The sequence below is a fragment of the Gemmatimonadaceae bacterium genome, from assembly GCA_035533015.1.
GTDB lineage: Bacteria > Gemmatimonadota > Gemmatimonadetes > Gemmatimonadales > Gemmatimonadaceae > JAGWRI01.
Window position 1 is genome coordinate 81038 of record DATLUQ010000028.1, and the last position, 19307, is coordinate 100344.

At 68.0% G+C, this 19307-nt stretch carries 13 protein-coding genes; 11 read left to right on the plus strand and 2 right to left on the minus strand.

Features of this window, described 5'->3' with window-relative positions; all coding sequences use genetic code 11:
- Nucleotides 1–42: 42 nt before the first annotated feature.
- Complete coding sequence (locus VNF92_05710) at nt 43–3237, minus strand: glycosyl hydrolase (protein HVA57365.1); 3195 nt, start codon at nt 3235–3237, stop codon at nt 43–45.
- Nucleotides 3238–3373: 136 nt separating this feature from the next.
- Here VNF92_05710 and VNF92_05715 point away from each other — a divergent pair, with 136 nt between their 5' ends.
- Together VNF92_05715 and VNF92_05720 are read left to right on the plus strand one after the other, a co-directional pair.
- Nucleotides 3374–6163: a UPF0182 family protein gene (locus VNF92_05715; GenBank protein HVA57366.1), complete on the plus strand. Its 2790-nt coding sequence runs from the start codon at nt 3374–3376 to the stop codon at nt 6161–6163.
- A gap of 33 nt (nt 6164–6196) precedes the next feature.
- A complete protein-coding gene (locus VNF92_05720; GenBank protein ID HVA57367.1) occupies nt 6197–9004 on the plus strand; it encodes an insulinase family protein in 2808 nt (935 codons plus the stop codon).
- 71 nt (nt 9005–9075) lie between these two features.
- On the opposite strand, the gene VNF92_05725 is transcribed toward VNF92_05720, so the two are convergent.
- Nucleotides 9076–10407: a hypothetical protein gene (locus VNF92_05725; protein HVA57368.1), complete on the minus strand. Its 1332-nt coding sequence runs from the start codon at nt 10405–10407 to the stop codon at nt 9076–9078.
- Nucleotides 10408–10613: 206 nt separating this feature from the next.
- Between VNF92_05725 and VNF92_05730 the strand changes: the two genes are divergently transcribed.
- From VNF92_05730 to VNF92_05770, 9 genes are all read left to right on the plus strand, one after another.
- On the plus strand, nt 10614–11150 hold the full coding sequence (locus VNF92_05730) for a DinB family protein (GenBank protein HVA57369.1): 537 nt from the start codon (nt 10614–10616) through the stop codon (nt 11148–11150).
- A 161-nt stretch (nt 11151–11311) separates the two neighbouring features.
- On the plus strand, nt 11312–11575 hold the full coding sequence (locus tag VNF92_05735) for a DUF4342 domain-containing protein (protein HVA57370.1): 264 nt from the start codon (nt 11312–11314) through the stop codon (nt 11573–11575).
- A 172-nt stretch (nt 11576–11747) separates the two neighbouring features.
- Nucleotides 11748–12026 carry a DUF4404 family protein gene (locus tag VNF92_05740; protein HVA57371.1) on the plus strand — a complete coding sequence of 93 codons (279 nt, stop codon included), beginning with the start codon at nt 11748–11750 and terminating at the stop codon, nt 12024–12026.
- 162 nt (nt 12027–12188) lie between these two features.
- The gene (locus VNF92_05745; protein ID HVA57372.1) at nt 12189–12629 is read left to right on the plus strand and encodes a hypothetical protein; all 441 of its coding nucleotides are present in this window, start codon (nt 12189–12191) and stop codon (nt 12627–12629) included.
- Between the two features lie 49 nt (nt 12630–12678).
- On the plus strand, nt 12679–13917 hold the full coding sequence (locus VNF92_05750; GenBank protein ID HVA57373.1) for a DEAD/DEAH box helicase: 1239 nt from the start codon (nt 12679–12681) through the stop codon (nt 13915–13917).
- A 55-nt stretch (nt 13918–13972) separates the two neighbouring features.
- A complete protein-coding gene (locus VNF92_05755; protein HVA57374.1) occupies nt 13973–15412 on the plus strand; it encodes a M20/M25/M40 family metallo-hydrolase in 1440 nt (479 codons plus the stop codon).
- Nucleotides 15409–15843: a hypothetical protein gene (locus tag VNF92_05760; GenBank protein HVA57375.1), complete on the plus strand. Its 435-nt coding sequence runs from the start codon at nt 15409–15411 to the stop codon at nt 15841–15843. The genes VNF92_05755 and VNF92_05760 overlap by 4 nt, the downstream gene beginning before the upstream one ends.
- Nucleotides 15844–15875: 32 nt before the next feature.
- Nucleotides 15876–17543 carry a S8 family peptidase gene (locus VNF92_05765; protein HVA57376.1) on the plus strand — a complete coding sequence of 556 codons (1668 nt, stop codon included), beginning with the start codon at nt 15876–15878 and terminating at the stop codon, nt 17541–17543.
- A gap of 245 nt (nt 17544–17788) precedes the next feature.
- Nucleotides 17789–19240 (plus strand): serpin family protein, encoded by a 1452-nt coding sequence (locus VNF92_05770; protein HVA57377.1) that lies wholly within the window; start codon nt 17789–17791, stop codon nt 19238–19240.
- Nucleotides 19241–19307 lie beyond the last annotated feature (67 nt).

A 19307-nucleotide genomic window follows, 5' to 3' on the forward strand; every position in this document is an offset into this window, starting at 1 on the left:
AGCGCCGCTCCGTGGCCAACTCGATGCCCGCAGGTCAGCCGCTCACGGCACGATCCCGCACACCTGTCCGGGCGCGCACTTGGGGTTGACGGCCGGGAGGCCGAGCTTCTTGGCCTGGGCGTTGAACGCCGCGAGGTCGGTGGCCCAGACCTTGGCCAGCGCGCTGGTCTGCACTCCGAGTTTACCGCTCAGGTAATTGAAGATCGGCGCGGCGCTGGCGATGGGGCGGCCGTCGCCGCTGTTCACCGTACTGAGCAGCGTCCCGATGCGGTTGTTGATCTTGATGGGGAAGTTGAGCGGATCCTGCCCGCTCTGGTTCCGCACCTGGTAGATGTTCTGCTCCACCGCGCCGGCGTGATCGTTGAGCTTTTCGCCGAGTTCCTTGAGCGTGGCGTCGTCCGACTTCTTGAGGCGGTCGTCCACCTGTGCCTTGACGTTGCGCACGTCGATCACCGCCTGGTTGGCCTCGGAGAGCTTGTTGCGGATCTTGATGGCGAGGGCGAACTGCGCCCGGAGGTCGGCGTCGGAGACGTCGGTGAACAACGGATTGCGCTTCACCGTCACCGGTTGGGTGAACGAGCCGCCGTCGACGATGAGTCGGACGGTGTACCGGCCCGGCGGTGCGGCAGGCCCCTGCGTGCTCGCGCCCCAGAGAATCATGCCGGGGAAGCTCGTGGCCGGGGCGTAGCGCAGGTCCCAGGTGAAGTGGTCGATACCGGCTGTCTTGGGTGGGGCGCTGGCGAAGCCGAACCGGCCGAAACCGCCGCGCCCGCGCGCCGGCGTGGTGCTGGTATCGGGCTTGTACTCGCGAATCACTCGGCCCGCGGCGTCGAGGATGTCGAGGCGCACGTCCTTGGCCGGATGCTTGAGCCAGTAAGTGATCACGGCGCCATCGGTGGAGCGGATGGCCGGGGGCGGCGCGAACAGGACCGCGTCGGGTGCCGCCTCGACCGCCGGCGTGTACTGCTCCAGCGGCACGACGTTGTCGAGCACGTAGAAGCCGCGCCCCATGGTAGAGATGACGAGGTCGTTGCGCCACACGATCAGATCCGACACGGGCAGGTCGGGCAGATTGAGCGACAGCGACGACCAGTGGTCGCCGTCGTCGTAGGAGATGTACACCCCGTGCTGGGTGGCCGCGTAGAGCAGGCCCCGGCGGTTTGGATCCTCGCGCACGGCGTGGACGTAGTCGTCGGCGCCGATGCCGTCGACGATCTTGGTCCACGTCTTGCCGTAGTCGTGCGTGCGGAAGATGTAGGGTGCCAGGTCGTCGAACAGGGGGCGCTTGACGGCCACGTAGGCCGCGCCACCGTCGAACGCCGAGGCGTCGATCTGACTCACGCGGCCGAAGTCGGGCATGCCCTTCGGGGTGACGTTGGTCCACGTCTTGCCGCCGTCGCGCGTGAGGTAGACGAGTCCGTCGTCGGAGCCCGTCCAGATGACGTTGACGTCCTTCTTGGAGGGCCCGATGGCGAAGATCGTGGCGTACACCTCGGGGGCGTTCATGTCGTGCGTGATCGGTCCGCCCGAGGGGCCCATGGTGCTGGGGTCGTGGCGGGTGAGATCGGGGCTGATGCGCGTCCAGCTCTGGCCGGCGTCGGTGGTCTTCCAGAGGTGCTGCGAGCTCGTGAACAGCAGGCGCGGATTGACGGGTGAGAAGATGATCGGGTACGTCCACTGCCACCGCTCGACGAGCGCGCTCGACGGCTCGCCCGAGAACATGAGGGGATATGGATTGACCTCGCGCGACAGGCCGGTGCGCCGGTCGAGGCGCTCCATGAAGCCGCCGTTGTTGGAACCGGAGAAGAAGATGTCGGGATCGAGGGGGTCGGGCGCGACGTAGCCGGGTTCGGCGCCGCCCGGGCTGAACGTCTCGGCGGCCGCGCCGCCGCGTCCGCCCCGGCCGCCGCGGCCGAAGCCGCGGCCCTGACCGGCGTTGCTGGGAACGCAGACCGTGCCGTCGTCCTGTTGGGCGCCGCACACGTCGTACGGGTAGTTGATCGTGGCGGCCACGTGGTAGAGCTGGGCCGTGGAGTAGGTCTCGGGGGTCCAGGTCTTTCCGCCGTCGGTCGTCACGGCGCCGCCGCCGTCGTTGCCGACCACCATGTGCTGCCCGTTGTCGGGGTCGATCCACAGGTCGTGGAAGTCGCCGTGTGTGCCGCGGAGATCGGTGAGCGTCTTGCCGGCGTCGGTGGACTCGAAGAGGCTCGTGTTCTGCGCGTAGACGCGGTTCTCGTCTTTTGGATCGGCGTAGACGTGCGTGTAATAGAAGGCGCGCTGGCGGATGTCGTGGCTGTCGTTGACGAACGTCCAGGTGGCGCCGGCATCGTCGGAGCGGAAGAGGCCGCCGCTGTCGTTCTCGACCAGGGCATAGACGCGGTTGGAGTTGGCCGGCGACACGGCGATGCCGATCTTGCCGTCGATGCCCGCGGGGAGTCCGCGGTTGTGGGTGATCTCGGTCCACGTCTCGCCGCCGTCGGTGGACTTGAACAGGCCAGACCCGGGCCCGCCCGACGACGCGGTGTATTCCTTGCGGAAGGCCTGCCAGAGCGCGGCGTAGACGACCTTGGGATTGTTGTGGTCGATCTCGACGTCGATGCCACCGGTGCCCGGATCACGGTAGAGCACCTTGCGCCAGGTGACCCCGCCGTCGGTGCTCTTGAACACGCCGCGGTCCTCGCTGGGTTCGGCGTACTGGCCGAACACGGCGGCGAAGGCGATGTTCGGATCGGTGGGATCTATACGAATTTTTGAAATGGCGTCCACGTGCCGGAAGGCGACGTGGGTCCAGGTCTTGCCCGCGTCCATCGAGCGGTAGATCCCGTCGCCGGGCATGATGTTGCCGCGGATCTCCGACTCGCCGGTGCCGATGAGCACCTCGTCGGGGTTGGTTTCGGATACGGCCACGGCGCCCACCGAGGCGCTGGTGATCTGGCCGTCGGTGACGGGAGCCCAGTGGTCGCCGCCGTCGGTGGTCTTCCAGAGGCCGCCGCCGGTGGCGCCGAAGTAGGCCACCTTGGGCTGGCCGCGGACCCCGGAAACGGCGATCGAGCGTCCGCCGCGTTCGGGGCCGATGTTGCGCCATTTGAACGAGTCGAGAACGGCAGTATCCACGGGGGGCGCGACGGGCGGCGCGTGCCGTGGGGCGGGATGACGGTCGTGCGTCCAGCCGGCGGCCGCAAGCACGAGGGCGGCGGGCAGGAGGGAGAGACCGAGGAGTTTCTGCAAGCGCGGCATGTCGGATTCCTTAGCGAGGTCCATGGGGAACAACGCCTGAATTACGCGTGAGGGACGCGGCCTTGTCCAGAGCGTGTCGGGCGAATGCGGCCGCGCATTGGTGTCCGGGGCCGCTTCGTGCCATCTTACCAAGGCCATGACTCTTCCATTTGACGGACCCGGCCGCCGGGTGGTTCCCCCCCTGCGGCGCGACGTACGACGCCTGATCATCGCCATCCTGGCCCTGACGTTCCTCGCGCTGTTCGTGGTGCCCTGGCTGGCGGGCTTCGCCACCGACTGGCTCTGGTTTCGCGAGGTCGGATTCACGACGGTGTTCATCACGTCGCTCATCTGGCGTGTGGTCCTGTTCGTGATCGGTGGCCTGGTGGCGTATGCCATCCTGGGCGGCAACGTCCGCATCGCGACGTCGCACCAGGGCAAGTTGCCGGCGCTGTTCATTCACCGCGTGAACCAGCCGCCGCTGGACGTCACGCGGGTCGTGCCGCGCGTGCTGCGGTTGGGCGCGCTGTTCCTGTCGTTCCTGGTGGCCGTCTCGATGGGCGCGCTGTGGATGACGTTCCTCCAGGCGTTCCATGCCGCACCGGTGGGGCGCACCGATCCGCTGTTCGGGCGCGACATCGGGTTCTATCTGTTCCAGCTGCCCGCCATCTCGACGGCCGTCACCGTGCTGAGCCTGCTCACCACGTTGTCGCTGGGCGCCGCCGGGTTGGTGTACGCGCTACGGGGCCAGCTGCCCATCGGGCCCGGCCGTCCGAAGGCCGATCCGGGGGCCGAGCGACACGTGGGGACGCTGCTCGCCGTGCTGTTCGTGCTGACGGCCGTGCGCCTCTGGATCGTGCGGTCGGCCGAACTGCTGTATTCCACCACCGGTCCGCTGGTGGGCGCGAGCTACACCGACGTGCACGTGATGCTGCCCGGCATCCGCATCTCCGCGGTCGTGGCGCTGGTTGCCGCCGGGTTGGTGGTGTACGGCATGTTGCGCGGCCGCCTGCTGCGCTACGCCCTGATCGCCACCGCGGGGTACGCGGCCGTGGGGGTCGTGGCGCGCGGCGTGCTGCCGCTCACCGTGCAGAAACTCAGCGTGCTGCCCAACGAGTTGGTCAAGGAAGCGCCGTACCTCAAGGACCACATCGTGGCCACGCGTGCGGCGTGGGGCATCGACCACGTCCAGACGAGTGCCCTGAGCGGCGAAGCCACGCTCACGATGGCGGACATCAAGGCCAACGCGGCGACGATCAACAATGTCCGGTTGTGGGAGCGGGATCTGCTGCAGCAGACGTTGAAGCAGTTGCAGGAGATCCGGACGTATTACGACTTCGTCTCCGTGAACGACGACCGGTACACGATCCAGGGGCAGTACCGCCAGGTGCACCTGTCGGCGCGCGAGTTGAACACGACGTCCCTGCCCACGCAGACGTTCATCAACGACCGCCTCACGTTCACGCACGGGATGGGGGTGACGATGGCGCCGGTGAACCAGGTGACGGACGAGGGCCTGCCGGTGCTGTTCGTGAAGGATCTGCCGCCGACGTCGCCGGTGGGGATCTCGGTCACGCGGCCGGAGGTCTACTACGGGCAGTTGACGAACAGCTATGTGTTCGTGGACACGAAGCAGAAGGAGTTCGACTATCCGGCCGGTGACAGCGACGTCTATACGTCGTACGCCGGGACCGGCGGGGTCCCCGTGGGATCGTTCTTCCGGCGGGCGCTGTACGCCTGGGAGTTCGGGTCGGCCAAGATCCTGTTCTCGGACGCCATCACCGGTTCGGCGCGCATCATGTACCACCGGAACATCATGGATCGGGCGACCACGGCCCTTCCGTTCCTCAGCTTCGATTCCGATCCCTACCCCGTGATCACGGACTCGGGCGGGCTGGAGTGGGTGCTCGACGGCTATACGACGAGCGCCGGCTATCCCTACTCGGAGCCGGTGGGCGACGTGAACTACATGCGCAACAGCGTGAAGGTGACGATCAACGCCTACAACGGCGCGATCACGGCCTACGTGATGGACCCGAACGACCCGGTGATCCAGACCGATGAGGCGATCTTTCCCGGAATCTTCAAACCACTGGCGGCCATGCCGGCGGACATCCGGCGGCACCTGCGCTATCCCGGGCAGCTGTTCCGGATCCAGGCGACGCTGCAGGCCACGTACCACATGGACAGCCCTGACGCGTTCTACCACCGCGAAGATCAGTGGCAGATCCCTTCGCCCGGGGACCAGAGCGGCAACGCGGTGCCGTTCATGCGGCACATCATCATGCGCCTGCCCGGGGAGCAGAAGGAGGAATTCATCTACATGACGCCGTTCACGCCCCGCGGCAAGGATAACCTCGCGGCGTGGATGGTGGCGCGGATGGACGGCGACCACTACGGGCAGCTCATGGTATACCAGTTTCCCAAGCAGAGCCTGGTGTACGGGCCCAAGCAGATCGTGAACCGCATCAATCAGGACACCGATATCTCGCGCCAGATCACGCTGTGGGATCAGCGGGGTTCGGAGGTGATTCGGGGTGAACTCCTGGTGATTCCGATCCAGGAGTCGCTGATCTACGTGCAGCCGCTGTTCCTGCGCGCGTCGGGCGGCTCGATTCCGGAGATGAAGCGCGTGGTCGTGGCGAGCGGCGACCGGGTGGTGATGGGGGAGACGCTCGATCAGGCGCTGGACGCGATGTTCGGTAACGGCGCGCCGGCGCCGGTGACGCAGGCGCCGGCGGACACGTCGGGGCAGGGCGAGCTCTCGGCCGCCGCCGGCGCTCCGACCCCGGCGCTCGGGGCCGGGGCGGCGGCGCTGCTCCAACAGGCCCAGGATCACTATGACCGCGCGATCGCCGCGCAACGGGCCGGCAACTGGGCCGAATACGGCCGGCAGATCGACGCCCTGGGCGCCGTGATCCGGCAGCTCAAAGCTGGTCACCATTAACAAACTACTATTATGCACTCCGCGGCTCGATTCGTGAATTCGCGGCGGCTGACCGTCCTCGCGTCGCTACTCCTGGTTCCCGCGCTCCGCGCGCAGGGGGCGCCGGCGCTCACGCGACCGCTGCCGGTGGACACGGCGGTGACGATCGGCACGCTGCCCAACGGCCTGCGCTACTACATCCGGGTGAATCACAAGCCGGAGAAGCGCGCCGAACTGCGGCTGGTGGTGAACGCGGGGTCGATTCTGGAGACCAACCAGCAGTTGGGGCTGGCACACGTCATCGAGCACATGGCGTTCGAGGGCACCCGGCACTTTCCCAAGAACACGTTGGTGAGCTACCTGCAATCCATCGGCATGCAGTTCGGGGCCGACCTCAACGCCTCCACCGGGTTCGACGAGACGGTCTATCAGTTGACGGTGCCCACCGACACCGAGCGGATCGTGAACTCGGCATTCCAGATCCTGAGCGATTGGGCGCACGGGGTGCTGTTCGACTCCAGCCGGGTGATGGCCGAGCGCGAGGTGGTGCGGGAGGAATGGCGGGGCGACAAGGGCGCCGAGGACCGCATGATGCGGCAGTGGCTGCCGATCGCCTTCAAGGGATCGCGGTACGCCGACCGGCTGCCGATCGGCACCGAGCAGAGCATCATGACGGCCACCCCGTCGCGGCTCCGGCCGTTCTACGACGAATGGTACCGGCCCGATCTGATGGCGGTGGTGGCGGTGGGCGACTTCGACGCCGCGCGGATCGAGGCGCTCATCAAGCGGGATTTCTCGGCGATTCCGAATCCCGCGCACGAGGAACCGCGGCCGGTGGCGGGGATTCCCGACAATGCGGCTCCGCTGGTGGCGATCGCTACCGACAAGGAGGCCACGGCCTCGGACGTCGACGTGATCTTCAAGATGGCGCGCCGGACCACGACGACGGTGGGCGACTACCGCCGCAATCTGGTCGGCGACCTGTACCTGGCGATGCTCAACAACCGGTTCGACGAGATGGCGCAGAAGCCTGGCGCGCCGTTTCTCGACGCCGGCGCATCGCGGAGCTCGTTCTACGCGCGAACGGTGGAAGCGTTCTCGCTGGCGGCCGACGTGAAGGACGGCGGCATCGAGCGGGGCACGGCGGCGCTGCTCGAGGAGGCACGTCGCGCAGACCAGTTCGGATTCCTGCCGGACGAGTTGGAGCGCGCCAAAGCGAATCTGCTTCGCGGATACGAGCGCGCGTACGACGAGCGCGACAAGACGAATTCGGGGTCGTACGTGGGGGAGTACGTGGACAACTACCTCTACCACGACCCGATTCCGGGCATCGGCTGGGAGTACGACGCGGTGAAGTCGTTGCTGCCCGGCATCACGCTGGCGGAGGTGAACGCGATCGGCCGTAGCTGGTTCACGCCCGACAATCGCGTGGTGATCGCGGAGGCGCCCGAGAAGCCCGGCGTCGAGGTGCCGACCAGGGAGCGGCTGCTGGCGGTCATGGACAGCGCCGCGAAGCTGACGCTCACCCCGTATACCGAGACCGTGGCCGGCGGCCCGCTGCTGGCGCCGATCACGACCGTGGGGCGCGTGGTGGCCGAGCAGGCCGTCCCCGCCGTGAACGTCACGGAGTGGACACTGTCCAATGGCGCGCGCGTGGTGGTCAAACCCACCGATTTCAAAGCGGACGAGATATTACTGAGCGCATATGCGAACGGCGGCACGTCGCTGGCGCCCGATTCGGAGTACATGTCGGCGGCGCTGGCGTCGCAGATCGCGGGCCTGAGCGGGCTGGGGCAGTTCAGCCGAGTGGATCTTGGCAAGAAGCTGAGCGGCAAGGTGGCCGGCGTATCGGCCGCCATAGGGGGGACCGAGCAAACGATCTCAGGGCACGCCTCGCCGAAAGACCTCGAGACGCTGTTCCAGCTCATCCATCTCGAGTTCACGGGCGCGCGTCTGGACACCGCGGCCTTCGAAGCGTTCCGGAACCAGGTGGAGCCATACCTCGCCAACCGCGGCGCCTCGCCGGATGAAGTGTTCTCGGATACGGTCCAGGTCACGATGGGGCAGCACGACTTCCGATCGCGGCCGATCACGCCGGCGACGTTCGCCGAGGTGGACCCGCACCGGGCGCTCGACTTCTTCAAGGCCCGATTCGCCGGGGCATCGGGCTTCACGTTCGTGTTCGTGGGCAACGTGAACCTCGACACGCTCAAGGCGCTGAGCGAGCGGTACCTGGCCACGATTCCCGCGGGCCATCCGGAAACGTGGAAGAACGTGGAGAAGGGGCCGCCGACGGGCGTCGTGGAGCGCGTGGTGCACAAGGGCGTGGAGCCCAAGGCGAACACGATGCTGTTCTTCACCGGGCCGCTCGACTACGCGCCGCAGAACCGGTTCGACCTGCGCGCACTGGCCGAGCTGCTGCAGATGCAGGTGATCGAGACGCTGCGCGAGAAGTTGGGGGGCACGTACAGCCCGAGCGTGAACGCGGGAACGGATTTCGCGCCGCGCCAGGAGTACACGATGCAGGTGGGGTTCAGTTCCGCACCGGCCAACGTCGACACGCTCGTCGCGACCACGATGGAACTCATCGAGACGCTGCAGCGCCAGGGCCCCTCGGCCGCCGACGTGGAGAAGGTGAAGGAGCAACTCCTCCGCGAGCACCAGGTGGAGGTGAAGCAGAACGCGTTCTGGGCGGGGAACATCGCGGCCCGTCTGCGCGCCGGCGAGGACATCGCCGGCTTGGGCGACCCGTACACGGCGATGATCACCGCGCTGACGGCCGCCGAGCTGCAGGCCGCGGCGAAGACGTATCTGAATACCGGGAATTATGCGCGGTTCGAGTTGCTGCCTGGAGGAAAGTAGGAGGGGAGAAGAGTAGGAGGGAGAACTGCGGAACGCCGTTCCCGTCCTACCGTCCAACCAGTCCTACTCCCCTATGGCAGCTGCAGTTTATACAATGCGATGGCGTTGTCGCGAAGGACCATGCGTGCCAACTGTTCGGCGCGCGCCCGCGTGATCTCACCGTCGCGCATCATGCCGGTGAGGGCGAGGCCGAGGGCACGACGCGCTGAGTTCGTGGCGAGCCACGCGCCCTGGTCCCACCCCTGCGGCGCGCCGCCGTCGAAGGCATCGGTGCCGAACAGCACCTTCTCCGGCCACTGACTGAGCCAGTCGCGGAGCACGCCGGCCAGCTGCGACGGTTCGATGAACTGCGTCATCATCGAGATGTCGGCATACATGTTGGGCTTGCCGAGCAGCGCGAGCGTCTCGTTGGTGAGCGGCCAGCCACCATGGAGCATCACGAAATTGGTGCCGCGGAGCGTGGAGTCGTCGGCCACCGCCTCGAGCTGATACGGCGCCGATCCGCTGGGCGAATAGAAGCCGCCGAACTCGTAGAGCACGTGGAGGTGCACGGGCATGCCCAGCCGGCCGGCCCGGAATGCGATCTCGTGGAACAGGTAGTCTTCGAGCGTCTTGTACTCGGCGCGCGTGGGCACGCCGCCGTGTACGTAGCGCGCATACACGGCGCGGGCGGCCGCCGTGTCGGGCGGAGCGAAGTCGAGCGGGCGCAGGTACGCCGCTTCGAACTTGACCGCCACGGCGCCCGAGTCGTGCTGGCGCTCCAGCGTGGGGTCGACCACCGTCTGCACGTACGCGGCGAGGTCGCCGGGCAGCGCCTGCAGGCCGAGCGCGCGCAGGTAGCGGTGCAGGAGCGCGGCCTCGCGGGGATAGAGGGCGCGTGTGTCGGGCGTGCGCGCCGCTTCGGCACGCGTGTCGAGCGGCAGCATGAGCGCGTCGTCGAATGGGACCCAGCGGAAGCGCGGACGCTCGAGTCCCGGACCCACCGCGATCCGGTTGGCCAACATCACGGCGATGCCCGCCCGGTCGAGCACCCACGACGGGAATTGGTCGCCCTGCTCTGCGCGAACGCGTTCGCGCGCCGCGGCCAGGGCGTCGAGGTAGGCCTTGCCGGTGTCGGACGCCGGGACGTCGTACAGCGCGCGCGCCGCGGACGCCCATTCGGGGTTCTCGAGGCGCAGGCGCCAGGGCAGCTGGAAGGGAGGAATGCCGTCGAGCGGCAGCGCGTCGTATTCGGTATCGGGAGGCGCACCAGGCGCGACGGGCCGCATGGGATGCGCGTGGTTGTCCACCGCTTTGATGCCGGCGATGTAGCCAGCGAGCTGGGGATCGACCGGATTCTGGTTCCTGGAGCCGGTACCGCACGCGGCGATCAGGGTACAGGCGGCGAGCGCGATGGCTTTCATGGGGGCGGGAGCGGGGGAAGGCGGGCACGGAATACCATAACCTGCGCCCTGCGCCGGCATCAAGAACGGAGAGGAAGCACCGGATGGCGTGCTGTTCATACCACGCGTTCCTTGTGCCCGCCCGGCGGGGGCTTGCAGGCGACGCCGGGTTTCTCCACGTTCCAGACCTTCGCCCCCTCCTCTTGCACCCTCACCCGGACGGATTCATGCGCAAGACCTTCTTTCCCGTAATCGCCGGACTGCTCGTTTCGGCGTCCCCGCTCTTTGCCCAGGCGACGAGCCCCGTGGCTGACGCGCTTCGCGGCTCGCTGGCCGGCGCCACTCGCAATCTCGTCGCCGCCGCCGAGGAGATGCCAGCCGACAAGTACAGCTATCATCCCACCGAGGCGCAGATGACCTTCGGCCAGCTCGTGCTGCACGTGGCCACGTCCAACGAATTCCTCTGCTCGCGCATCAGCGGCACGACGGCGCCCACCGAAGCGAAGCTCACCGCCACGTCGCCCAAGGCAGAACTCGTGGCGAGAATGAAGCGCTCGTTCGCCTACTGCGAGACGAGTTTCGCCAAGCTCAACGACTCGGGGCTCACCGATAGCGTGCCGTTCTTTGGCGGGAGCAAGGTGACCCGCGCCGCGGCGATGATGGACATGGCGGCCGACTGGGCCGACCACTACGGCGCGGCGGCCGGCTATCTGCGCCTGAACGGGATGTTGCCGCCCACGGCGAAGGGCCGCGGCGGCATGTAGCACGGGGTCGCCGCGCCACGCGCGGCGTCGAGAACGGAGGGGACGAACACGATGATCCGGATGGCTCCTCCGTTCTTGACGCCGGTTGGTCGAAACTGGCCGGCGTTGCCCGCGTAGGGAGATGGGGCGCGCATCGGGCGCGCACACGACAGGAGCGATCGATGGCAGACACCACCGGCAACACCGAAGAACACAAAGTCTCGGGCGAGGGGCTCGTGGCGCGCGTGAAGGAACTGGTGCACCAGGGGAACATCCGGCGCATCATCGTCAAGAACGACAAGGGCCATACGATTTTCGAAATTCCGCTCACCTTCGGTCTCGTGGGGGCGGCATTCATGCCGGTGCTGGTGGCCCTCGGCTCGATTGCCGCGCTCGCCGCCGAATACACGCTCGTGGTCGAGAAGCGGGGCCCGGACGAGAAGTAAGGCGATCCACTCGCGCGCGCCGGCCCAAGCCACCTCCCCGCGCGGGGTAGGAGAGTAGGAAGGAAAACGACCAACGCCGTTTCCGTCCTACCTTCCTACTCTCGGATCGCGCCAATCGGCTCCGGCTCTTAGATTGTCCCACGTCCGAGCCGAGACTCCCAACCCCGCGACCATGTCCGAACGCGACCTCCACGCCCTGCTGTCCGACCTGCACCACAGTCTGCTCGACACCACGTCGGTGAGCGAGGAGACCAAGGCGATGCTCGAACAGCTTGCGGCGGACATTCGGCCGATCGTCGAAGGCGGGCCGGGAGGTCCGATTGCCGGCGGCAAAGCGGCGGGGCTGCGCGAGCGGTTGGAGGGCGCGATGGCTGCCGTCGAGGCATCGCACCCAGCGCTGGCCAGGGCCATCGAACGGGTGGCCGACACGCTGGCGTTCTACAACCTCTAGCGACAGCGCGAGTTCGGCGGCGGGCAGAATACGGGCGATAAACGGGCGGAGAACGAGTGCGTCGCAGCGCCCCGCCCGGGGCCCCCGACCCGTTATACTTAGAAGGAGAGCAATTCCCTGCCGCGGATCACCAGGCCGCGACTCGCCCACCGAGGAGCGACGATGCCATCAGAAGCCCTTTCCACCGCGCGGCAGGAGTTCGTGACCGCCATGAAGCGCGACACCGCCCCCGTGGAGTGCCCGCGGTTCCTGGCCGTGCTCGACGCCATGATCGAGTGGAGTCTGGCTCGCCCCACGCTGGTGAAGTTCCGCCCCGAGGACTCCCACGACGGGACGATCGCGTTCGGACGCGTAGGCTCGAAGCTCACCATCTGGACGGCGTCGCCCCGCAAGCGCGACACGCCGCGGTTCGAGGTGATGCCGCGCGGGGCCCGCACGCTCAGCGACGAAGACCGGTCGTCGGTCATGGCCACGCTCAACGCCCACACCCGCGACGAACTGGAAGTTGGCGATCCGCTCCGCATCTCGTTCGGCGCCCTCAAGAACAAGGCGGCGCGCGCAGCGGTGTGCGACTGCATGGACCGCCTGCTCGTGGTCACCTGACGATTCGCCGCGCGGCGTCCCGCGCGGCCCGCCTCCAACAATTCTCTGCGTGCCGTTTACCGGATTCAAACTCCATCCCGACCTCCTGCGCGGTATTAAAGAACTAGGATACCAGCGCCCCACCCCGATCCAGAACGACGCCATTCCGCCGGCCATGGCCGGCCGCGACGTGCTCGCGTGCGCGATGACGGGCAGCGGCAAGACGGCGGCGTTCCTGCTCCCCGTGCTCCATCAGCTGGCGGGCCGTCCGCGCGGCACCACCCGCGCGCTGGTGATCACGCCCACGCGCGAGCTGGCGGCCCAGATCCTCGAGGACCTGAACGATCTCGCCGTCCACACGCCGCTCACCGGCGCCTCCGTGTACGGCGGCGTGGGCATGGGGCCCCAGGAACACGCCTTCCGCAGCGGCGTGGACGTGATCATCGCCACTCCCGGACGGCTGCTCGATCACTTCAAGGCCCCCTACGCCAAGCTCGCCGGCCTCCAGTACCTGGTGCTCGACGAGGCCGACCGCATGCTCGACATGGGGTTCCTGCCCGAGATCCGGAAAATCCTGCGCCACCTGCCTGCCAAACGGCAGACGCTGTTCTTCAGCGCCACGATGCCGCCGGCCATCGGCCAGTTGGCGCGTGAGATGCTGCACGACCCGGTGACGCTCAACATCGAGCGGCAGTCGGCGCCGGCGGTGGGCATCACGCAGGCCGTGTACCCGGTGCCCCAGGAACTCAAGTCGTCGCTGCTCGTCGCGCTGCTCGCGCGCGGCGACATGGAGCAGGCGCTGGTGTTCACGCGCACCAAGCATCGCGCCAACCGGCTGTGCGAGTTCCTGGTCAAACGCGGGCTCAAGGCCGAGCGCATCCACGGCAACCGTTCACAGGCCCAGCGCACGGCGGCGCTGGACGGGTTCAAGCGCGGGATCCACCGCGTGCTCGTGGCCACCGACATCGCCGCCCGCGGCATCGACGTCGAGGCGCTGGGACACGTCGTGAACTTCGACGTCCCCAACGTGCCCGAAGACTACATCCATCGGGTGGGACGCACGGCCCGCGCCGAGGCGACGGGCGACGCATTCACCATGGTCTCGCCGGAGGAAGAGGGCGAGTTGCGCGGCATCGAGCGGGCCATCGGCAAGCGGCTGCCGCGCGTGATCCTGCCCGACTTCGACTACAAGGCGCGCGTGGAGGGGAAGCTCGAGGTCCCGCTGGCCGAGCGCGTGGCCGGCATCCGGGCCCGCAAGGCGCAGGAGCGCGCCCGGGCCAAGGCCAAGGACGCGCGCCGCCGCGGGTAGCGGAGCTTCGCCGGTTCCACTTGCGCAGGGTGAAGCCGACCGGCAGCATATCGGGATGACGAACCCTCATCGTGCCGCACCCTCGACGCGCCGCGTGCCCACACCGCCGCGCGTCGTCGTTTTCTGCCTGATCGGCGCCCTCGCCCTGCTTCCCGCCGGCGCCCGCGCGCAGCAGTCCGTGGACATGGCCAAGCTGCAGGACGAGGCGGTGTCGCGCATCGAGCAGTACATCAAGATCAACACCACCAATCCGCCGGGCAACGAAGACCAGACGATGAAGTTCTTCGCCCGGATCTTCACCGCCGAGGGCATTCCGTTCGACACCGCGTCGTCGGCCCCGGGGCGCGGCAATATCTGGGCGCGGCTCAAGGGTGGGTCGCAGCCGGCGCTGGTGCTGCTCAGCCACATGGACGTGGTCCCCGCCGATCCCAAGTACTGGAGCGTGGACCCGTTCGCGGCCACGGTGAAGGACGGCTTTCTCTGGGGACGCGGCACGCTCGACACGAAGACGTTGGGCATCGTGGAGTTGGAGGCGTTCCTGACGCTGCACCGCACCAAGGCGCCGCTCGACCGCGACGTGATCTTCATGGCCACGGCGGACGAGGAAGCGGGCGCGGCGTTCGGGGCGGGGTGGGTGATGACGCACCATCCCGAAGCGTTCGCCGGCGCCGGGTTCGTGCTCAACGAGGGCGGCGGCGGCGACGTGGATCAGGGGCGCGAACGGTTCGGCATCGAGGTCACGCAGAAGGTGCCGTACTGGTTCAAGCTCACCGCCACGGGCACCCCGCGGCACGGGTCGGAACCGCAGGTCGCCTCGGCGGTGAACCGCATCGTCCGGTCGCTCTACCGGCTGCAGACGTACCAGTTCGCGCCGCGGATCATCCCGGCGGTGGACGCCTACTTCAAGGGGCTCGCGCCCACCGCCGGTCCCGAATGGAAGGACGCGTTCGCCGACATGGCCAAGACCATCCAGGATCCCGACAAGCTGCTCCGCCTGCAGACCGAGATGCCCGAACTGGCCGCCCTCACCCGCAACACCTGCGCGATCACGATGCTGCAGGCCAGCAACAAGATCAACGTGATCCCGCCCGAGGCATCGGCTCAGTTGGACTGCCGCCTGCTACCCGACCAGGACGTGCCGGCGTTCAAGCAGGAGCTGCGCGACGCGCTCAACGATCCCGGCATCACCGTCGAGCAACTGCTCGGCTTCACGCCGGCCGTGTCGCCCACCGACAATCTGTTGTACCGCACGATCGTGGACGTCACGCGGCAGCACTATCCCGACGCCGCCGTCGTGCCCGCGGTGTCCACCGGGTTCACCGACAGCCACTTCTTCCGCGACCGGGGCATCGCGTCGTACGGCTATGCACCTTTTCTCATACCAGAGGCCGATGAATCCGGGGTGCACGGGAACAACGAGCGGCTCTCGATCGCCAACATCCGCACCGGCACGCAGATGATGTACGAGATCGTGACGCGGATGGTCACCCCGTGAAGTTGGCATTGGCCGTCGGGGTCCTGGCGGCCGGCGCCTGTTCCCACGCGCCGCCCGTGGTGCGGCCGGCGGTGGATCCCGATCTCTACCGCTGCGCCGAGTTCGCCACGGCACAGCTCGGCTTCGTGGTTCGCCGCGACACCGGCACCTCGGCAACCCGCCTCACGGTGACCACGCGGCCCGATGTGCGGTCGGGCCAGTACGACGGGCTGGCCATCCGCTTGTTGGGCGACACGACGCGCGCCCATACCTGGCTCGAGGTTCAGCCATTCAGCGGCATCGTGACGGGCGGGGTGAGCGACGACCTGCTGATGGCCGGCCCGTCGGCCAGGCAGGCGGCGGCAGCGGTCGAACGGCGCTGCAACGGCGCCCCGGGGGGGCTCCGGGGCACCGTCCGGGGAGGCCGGGCGATTCCCCCGGCGGCACGCTAATTTTCCCCGATCACCATCAGCCCCCACCACTCATGAAGCCGTTCCGCCTTGCCAGCGTCACCGCGGCGTTCGTACTCGCCGCCTGCTCCGCGCCCAGCGTGACCACGCAGGCGCCGACCCCCGTGCGCCGGCCCACCGCACCGGCCGCCGAGCCCGCCAGCGTACCGCGGGCCACGTTCGCCACGCCGCCCACCGACTGGCAACTGCTCGACGAGGGCACGGACCACGTGCCGGGCATCAGCGTGCTCCGGGCCGACCAGGAGCTGCTCTCCGGGATGCAGCCCAAGCAGACGGTGCTCGTGGCAGTCATCGACGGCGGACTCGACACGGCGCAGGTGGACCTCGCCCCGCACCTCTGGCACAACCCGGGCGAGATTGCCGGCAACGGCAAGGACGACGATCACAACGGCTACGTGGACGACACCTGGGGGTGGGATTTCATCGGCGGTGCCGACGGCCGGGACATCGACCACGAGACGCTCGAAGTCACCCGTCTCTATTCGCGCTGCAACCACATCGCGCCGCTGAGCGTGGCCGGACCGAATCCGACGCCCGCCGAGTGCGCCCAGATCGACACCACGTTCCGGGCCGAGCGCGACTCGGCCTCGATGATCCTCGAAAACATCAACAACGCGGGCCGGGCGCTCGATCGCGCGACGGAGATCCTGAAGACCGCAATCCCCGATTCGCTCACCGCGGACCGCGTGAAGGCGTTCCAGCCCACCGGCCAGCTGCAGCAGCAGGCGCGCGCGATCTATCTCCAACTCGCCGCCGAGCACGTGGACCAGTCCGCCATCGGCGAGGCGCGCAAGGAGTACGAGTCGCAGGTGAAGTACGGCTACGACACGACCTATTTCCCGCGGCCGATCGTGGGCGACAACCTGATGGACCTGTCGCAGCGCGACTACGGCAACCGCGACGTCATGGGCCCCGACGCGCTGCACGGTTCGCACGTTTCGGGAATCATCGGCGCCGTGCCCGACGCCAAGGCGGGCATCCAGGGCGTGGCCCAGTCGGTGCGCATCATGATGGTCCGCACGGTGCCCGATGGCGACGAGCGCGACAAGGACGTGGCCAACGCCATTCGCTACGCGGTGGACAACGGCGCCAAGGTCATCAACATGAGCTTCGGCAAGCCGTACTCCCCGCAGAAGTCGGTGGTGGACGATGCCGTGAAGTACGCGGACGCGCACGGCGTGCTGATGGTCCACGCGGCGGGCAACGACGGCAAGGACAACGACCTGGGCCATAACTTCCCGACGGCGTTCTATCTGGACGGCGGGCGGGCGCAGGACTGGATCGAGGTGGGCGCGTCGAGCTGGAAGGGCGGCGACACCCTGGCCACGTCGTTCAGCAACTACGGGCAGCAGCGCGTGGACGTGTTCGCGCCCGGCCTGGACATCAAGTCCACGATTCCCGGCAACAAGTACGAGCGCGACAGCGGTACGAGCATGGCGTCGCCGGTGGTGGCCGGGCTCGCGGCGCTGATCATGTCGTACTACCCGAACCTGACGGCGGCCGACGTGAAGCGGATCATCCTTGCGTCGGCCACGCGCTACGCCACCCAGATGGTGGCGCGGCCGGGGGCGAAGGAGGGCGATCCGCTGGTGCCGTTCGGCACGCTGTCGGTCACGGGGGGAATCGTGAACGCCTACGCGGCGCTGCAGATGGCGGCCAAGGTGTCGGCCGGCAAGCAGTAGTTCGGCTGGCAGACGGGCGTCGAACACGTGGGGCGGGCCTGTCGGCACCGCCCCTGGGTCACGGCACGTGGGGCGGGCAGTTGCCAAGGGCTGCCGGCGACGGCAGCATTGGGAGCAGCTCTCCTCCCTCAGGAGGTGTTATTTCCATTCTCCGATACCCCATCGTACGTGCCGGGGCGTGCGCGCTTGCATTAGCCCTGCCGGTCCGGAGCACGCGGGCGCAAACCGCGCGCGTCTCCGGCATCGTGCGTGATACCGCCGGCGCGCCGATAAGCGCCGCGCAGGTGGCCGCGTCGCCCAACGTGCGGGCCTTCACCGATTCGCTGGGCCGCTTTGCCCTCACCGGACTCGCGCCGGGCGCGCACCGCGTGCGAGTGTCGCGCATCGGGTATCGGCACCGCGACACGACGCTCGTGCTGCACGACGGCGACGATGTCGTCCTCGACGTGACGCTCACTCCCGTACCAAACCTGTTCCCCGGCGAGCCAACCCCGAGGGAGGAAGCCGAGGCCGAGGCCGCGATCGCGGCCGCCGGCCAGATCGACAGCATCGGCGACGGGCTGCTCCACCAGGATACCACGCGCACGCTGTCGTATCGTGCGTTCGGGGAGCGGTTCCTGTTCGCCGCAATAGCAGCCCAGGGTGCGGATTCCACGACCGTCGTTTCGCCGGTCAGTGCGGCCACGGCGCTTTCGCTGCTCTGGATGGGGGCCCGGGACTCGACTGCCGCCGCGATTGGCCGGGTGTTGGGCCTGGGGGCGCTCTCCCGGACGGCGGTTGGCGCGGGCAATGCCGCCCTCATGGACGGGCTCGACCATCGATCGGACGTCGTCCTCGACATGGGCAACGCCGTGTGGGTGAGTCCCTGGACCACACTGCGCGACGAATTCAAGCGACTCGCCAGCGCTGACTACCGGACGGTGATTGCCCGCGTGCCGCTCGATCAGCCCGCCGCCGTCACGGCCATCAACCATTGGGTGGACAGCGTCACCCGCGGGAAGATCCCGGAGATGCTGACGCGGCCCTTGGATGCGAGGGCGTCCATGTATCTGGCGAACGCCGTGTATTTCAAGGGCAAATGGATGGCGCCGTTCAGGAAGTCCCAGACGCGGGACCGCGACTTCACACTGACCGGTGGCCAGCGGGTCCGAGTGCCGATGATGGAGAGGGTTGGCCGCTACGGCTACCGACAGGAGCCCGGCTACAGGCTTCTCCGCCTTCCGTATCGCGGCGGACGCGTGGCCATGTACATCGTATTGCCGGACTCGGGTGTCTTACCGGTTGACCTGGCACGGCGCATGAACCAGAGCGGGTGGCCGGCGTTCGAGGGCGTGGTCCCCCGCCCGATGGTTCACGTCGTACTTCCGAAATTCCACGTCGAGCAGCAGCTCGATCTGGGGCGACTGCTCTCGTCGCTCGGCATGGGCATCGCGTTCGACCCGGACCGGGCCGATTTCGGCGACCTCGCGCGGGATACGCGCGGGGACGGACTGGCGATCACCCGCGCTACGCAGAAGGTGTACATCGACGTCGACGAGGAGGGGACGGTGGCCGCGGCCGCAACGGGCGTCGAGGTCGGCGTTACTTCCGTGCCGCCTCCCCCCATCCCATTCATCGTCGACCGGCCCTTTGTGTTCCTGCTCCGGGACGAGGTGAGCGGGTCCGATCTGTTCGCCGGCTGGATCGCGCATCCGTAGATGGCCGTAGGACTTGCCCCGCGAGGGTCCATTGGGCAACGTTCGATGTCTGGGGCTGGAGCAGTCG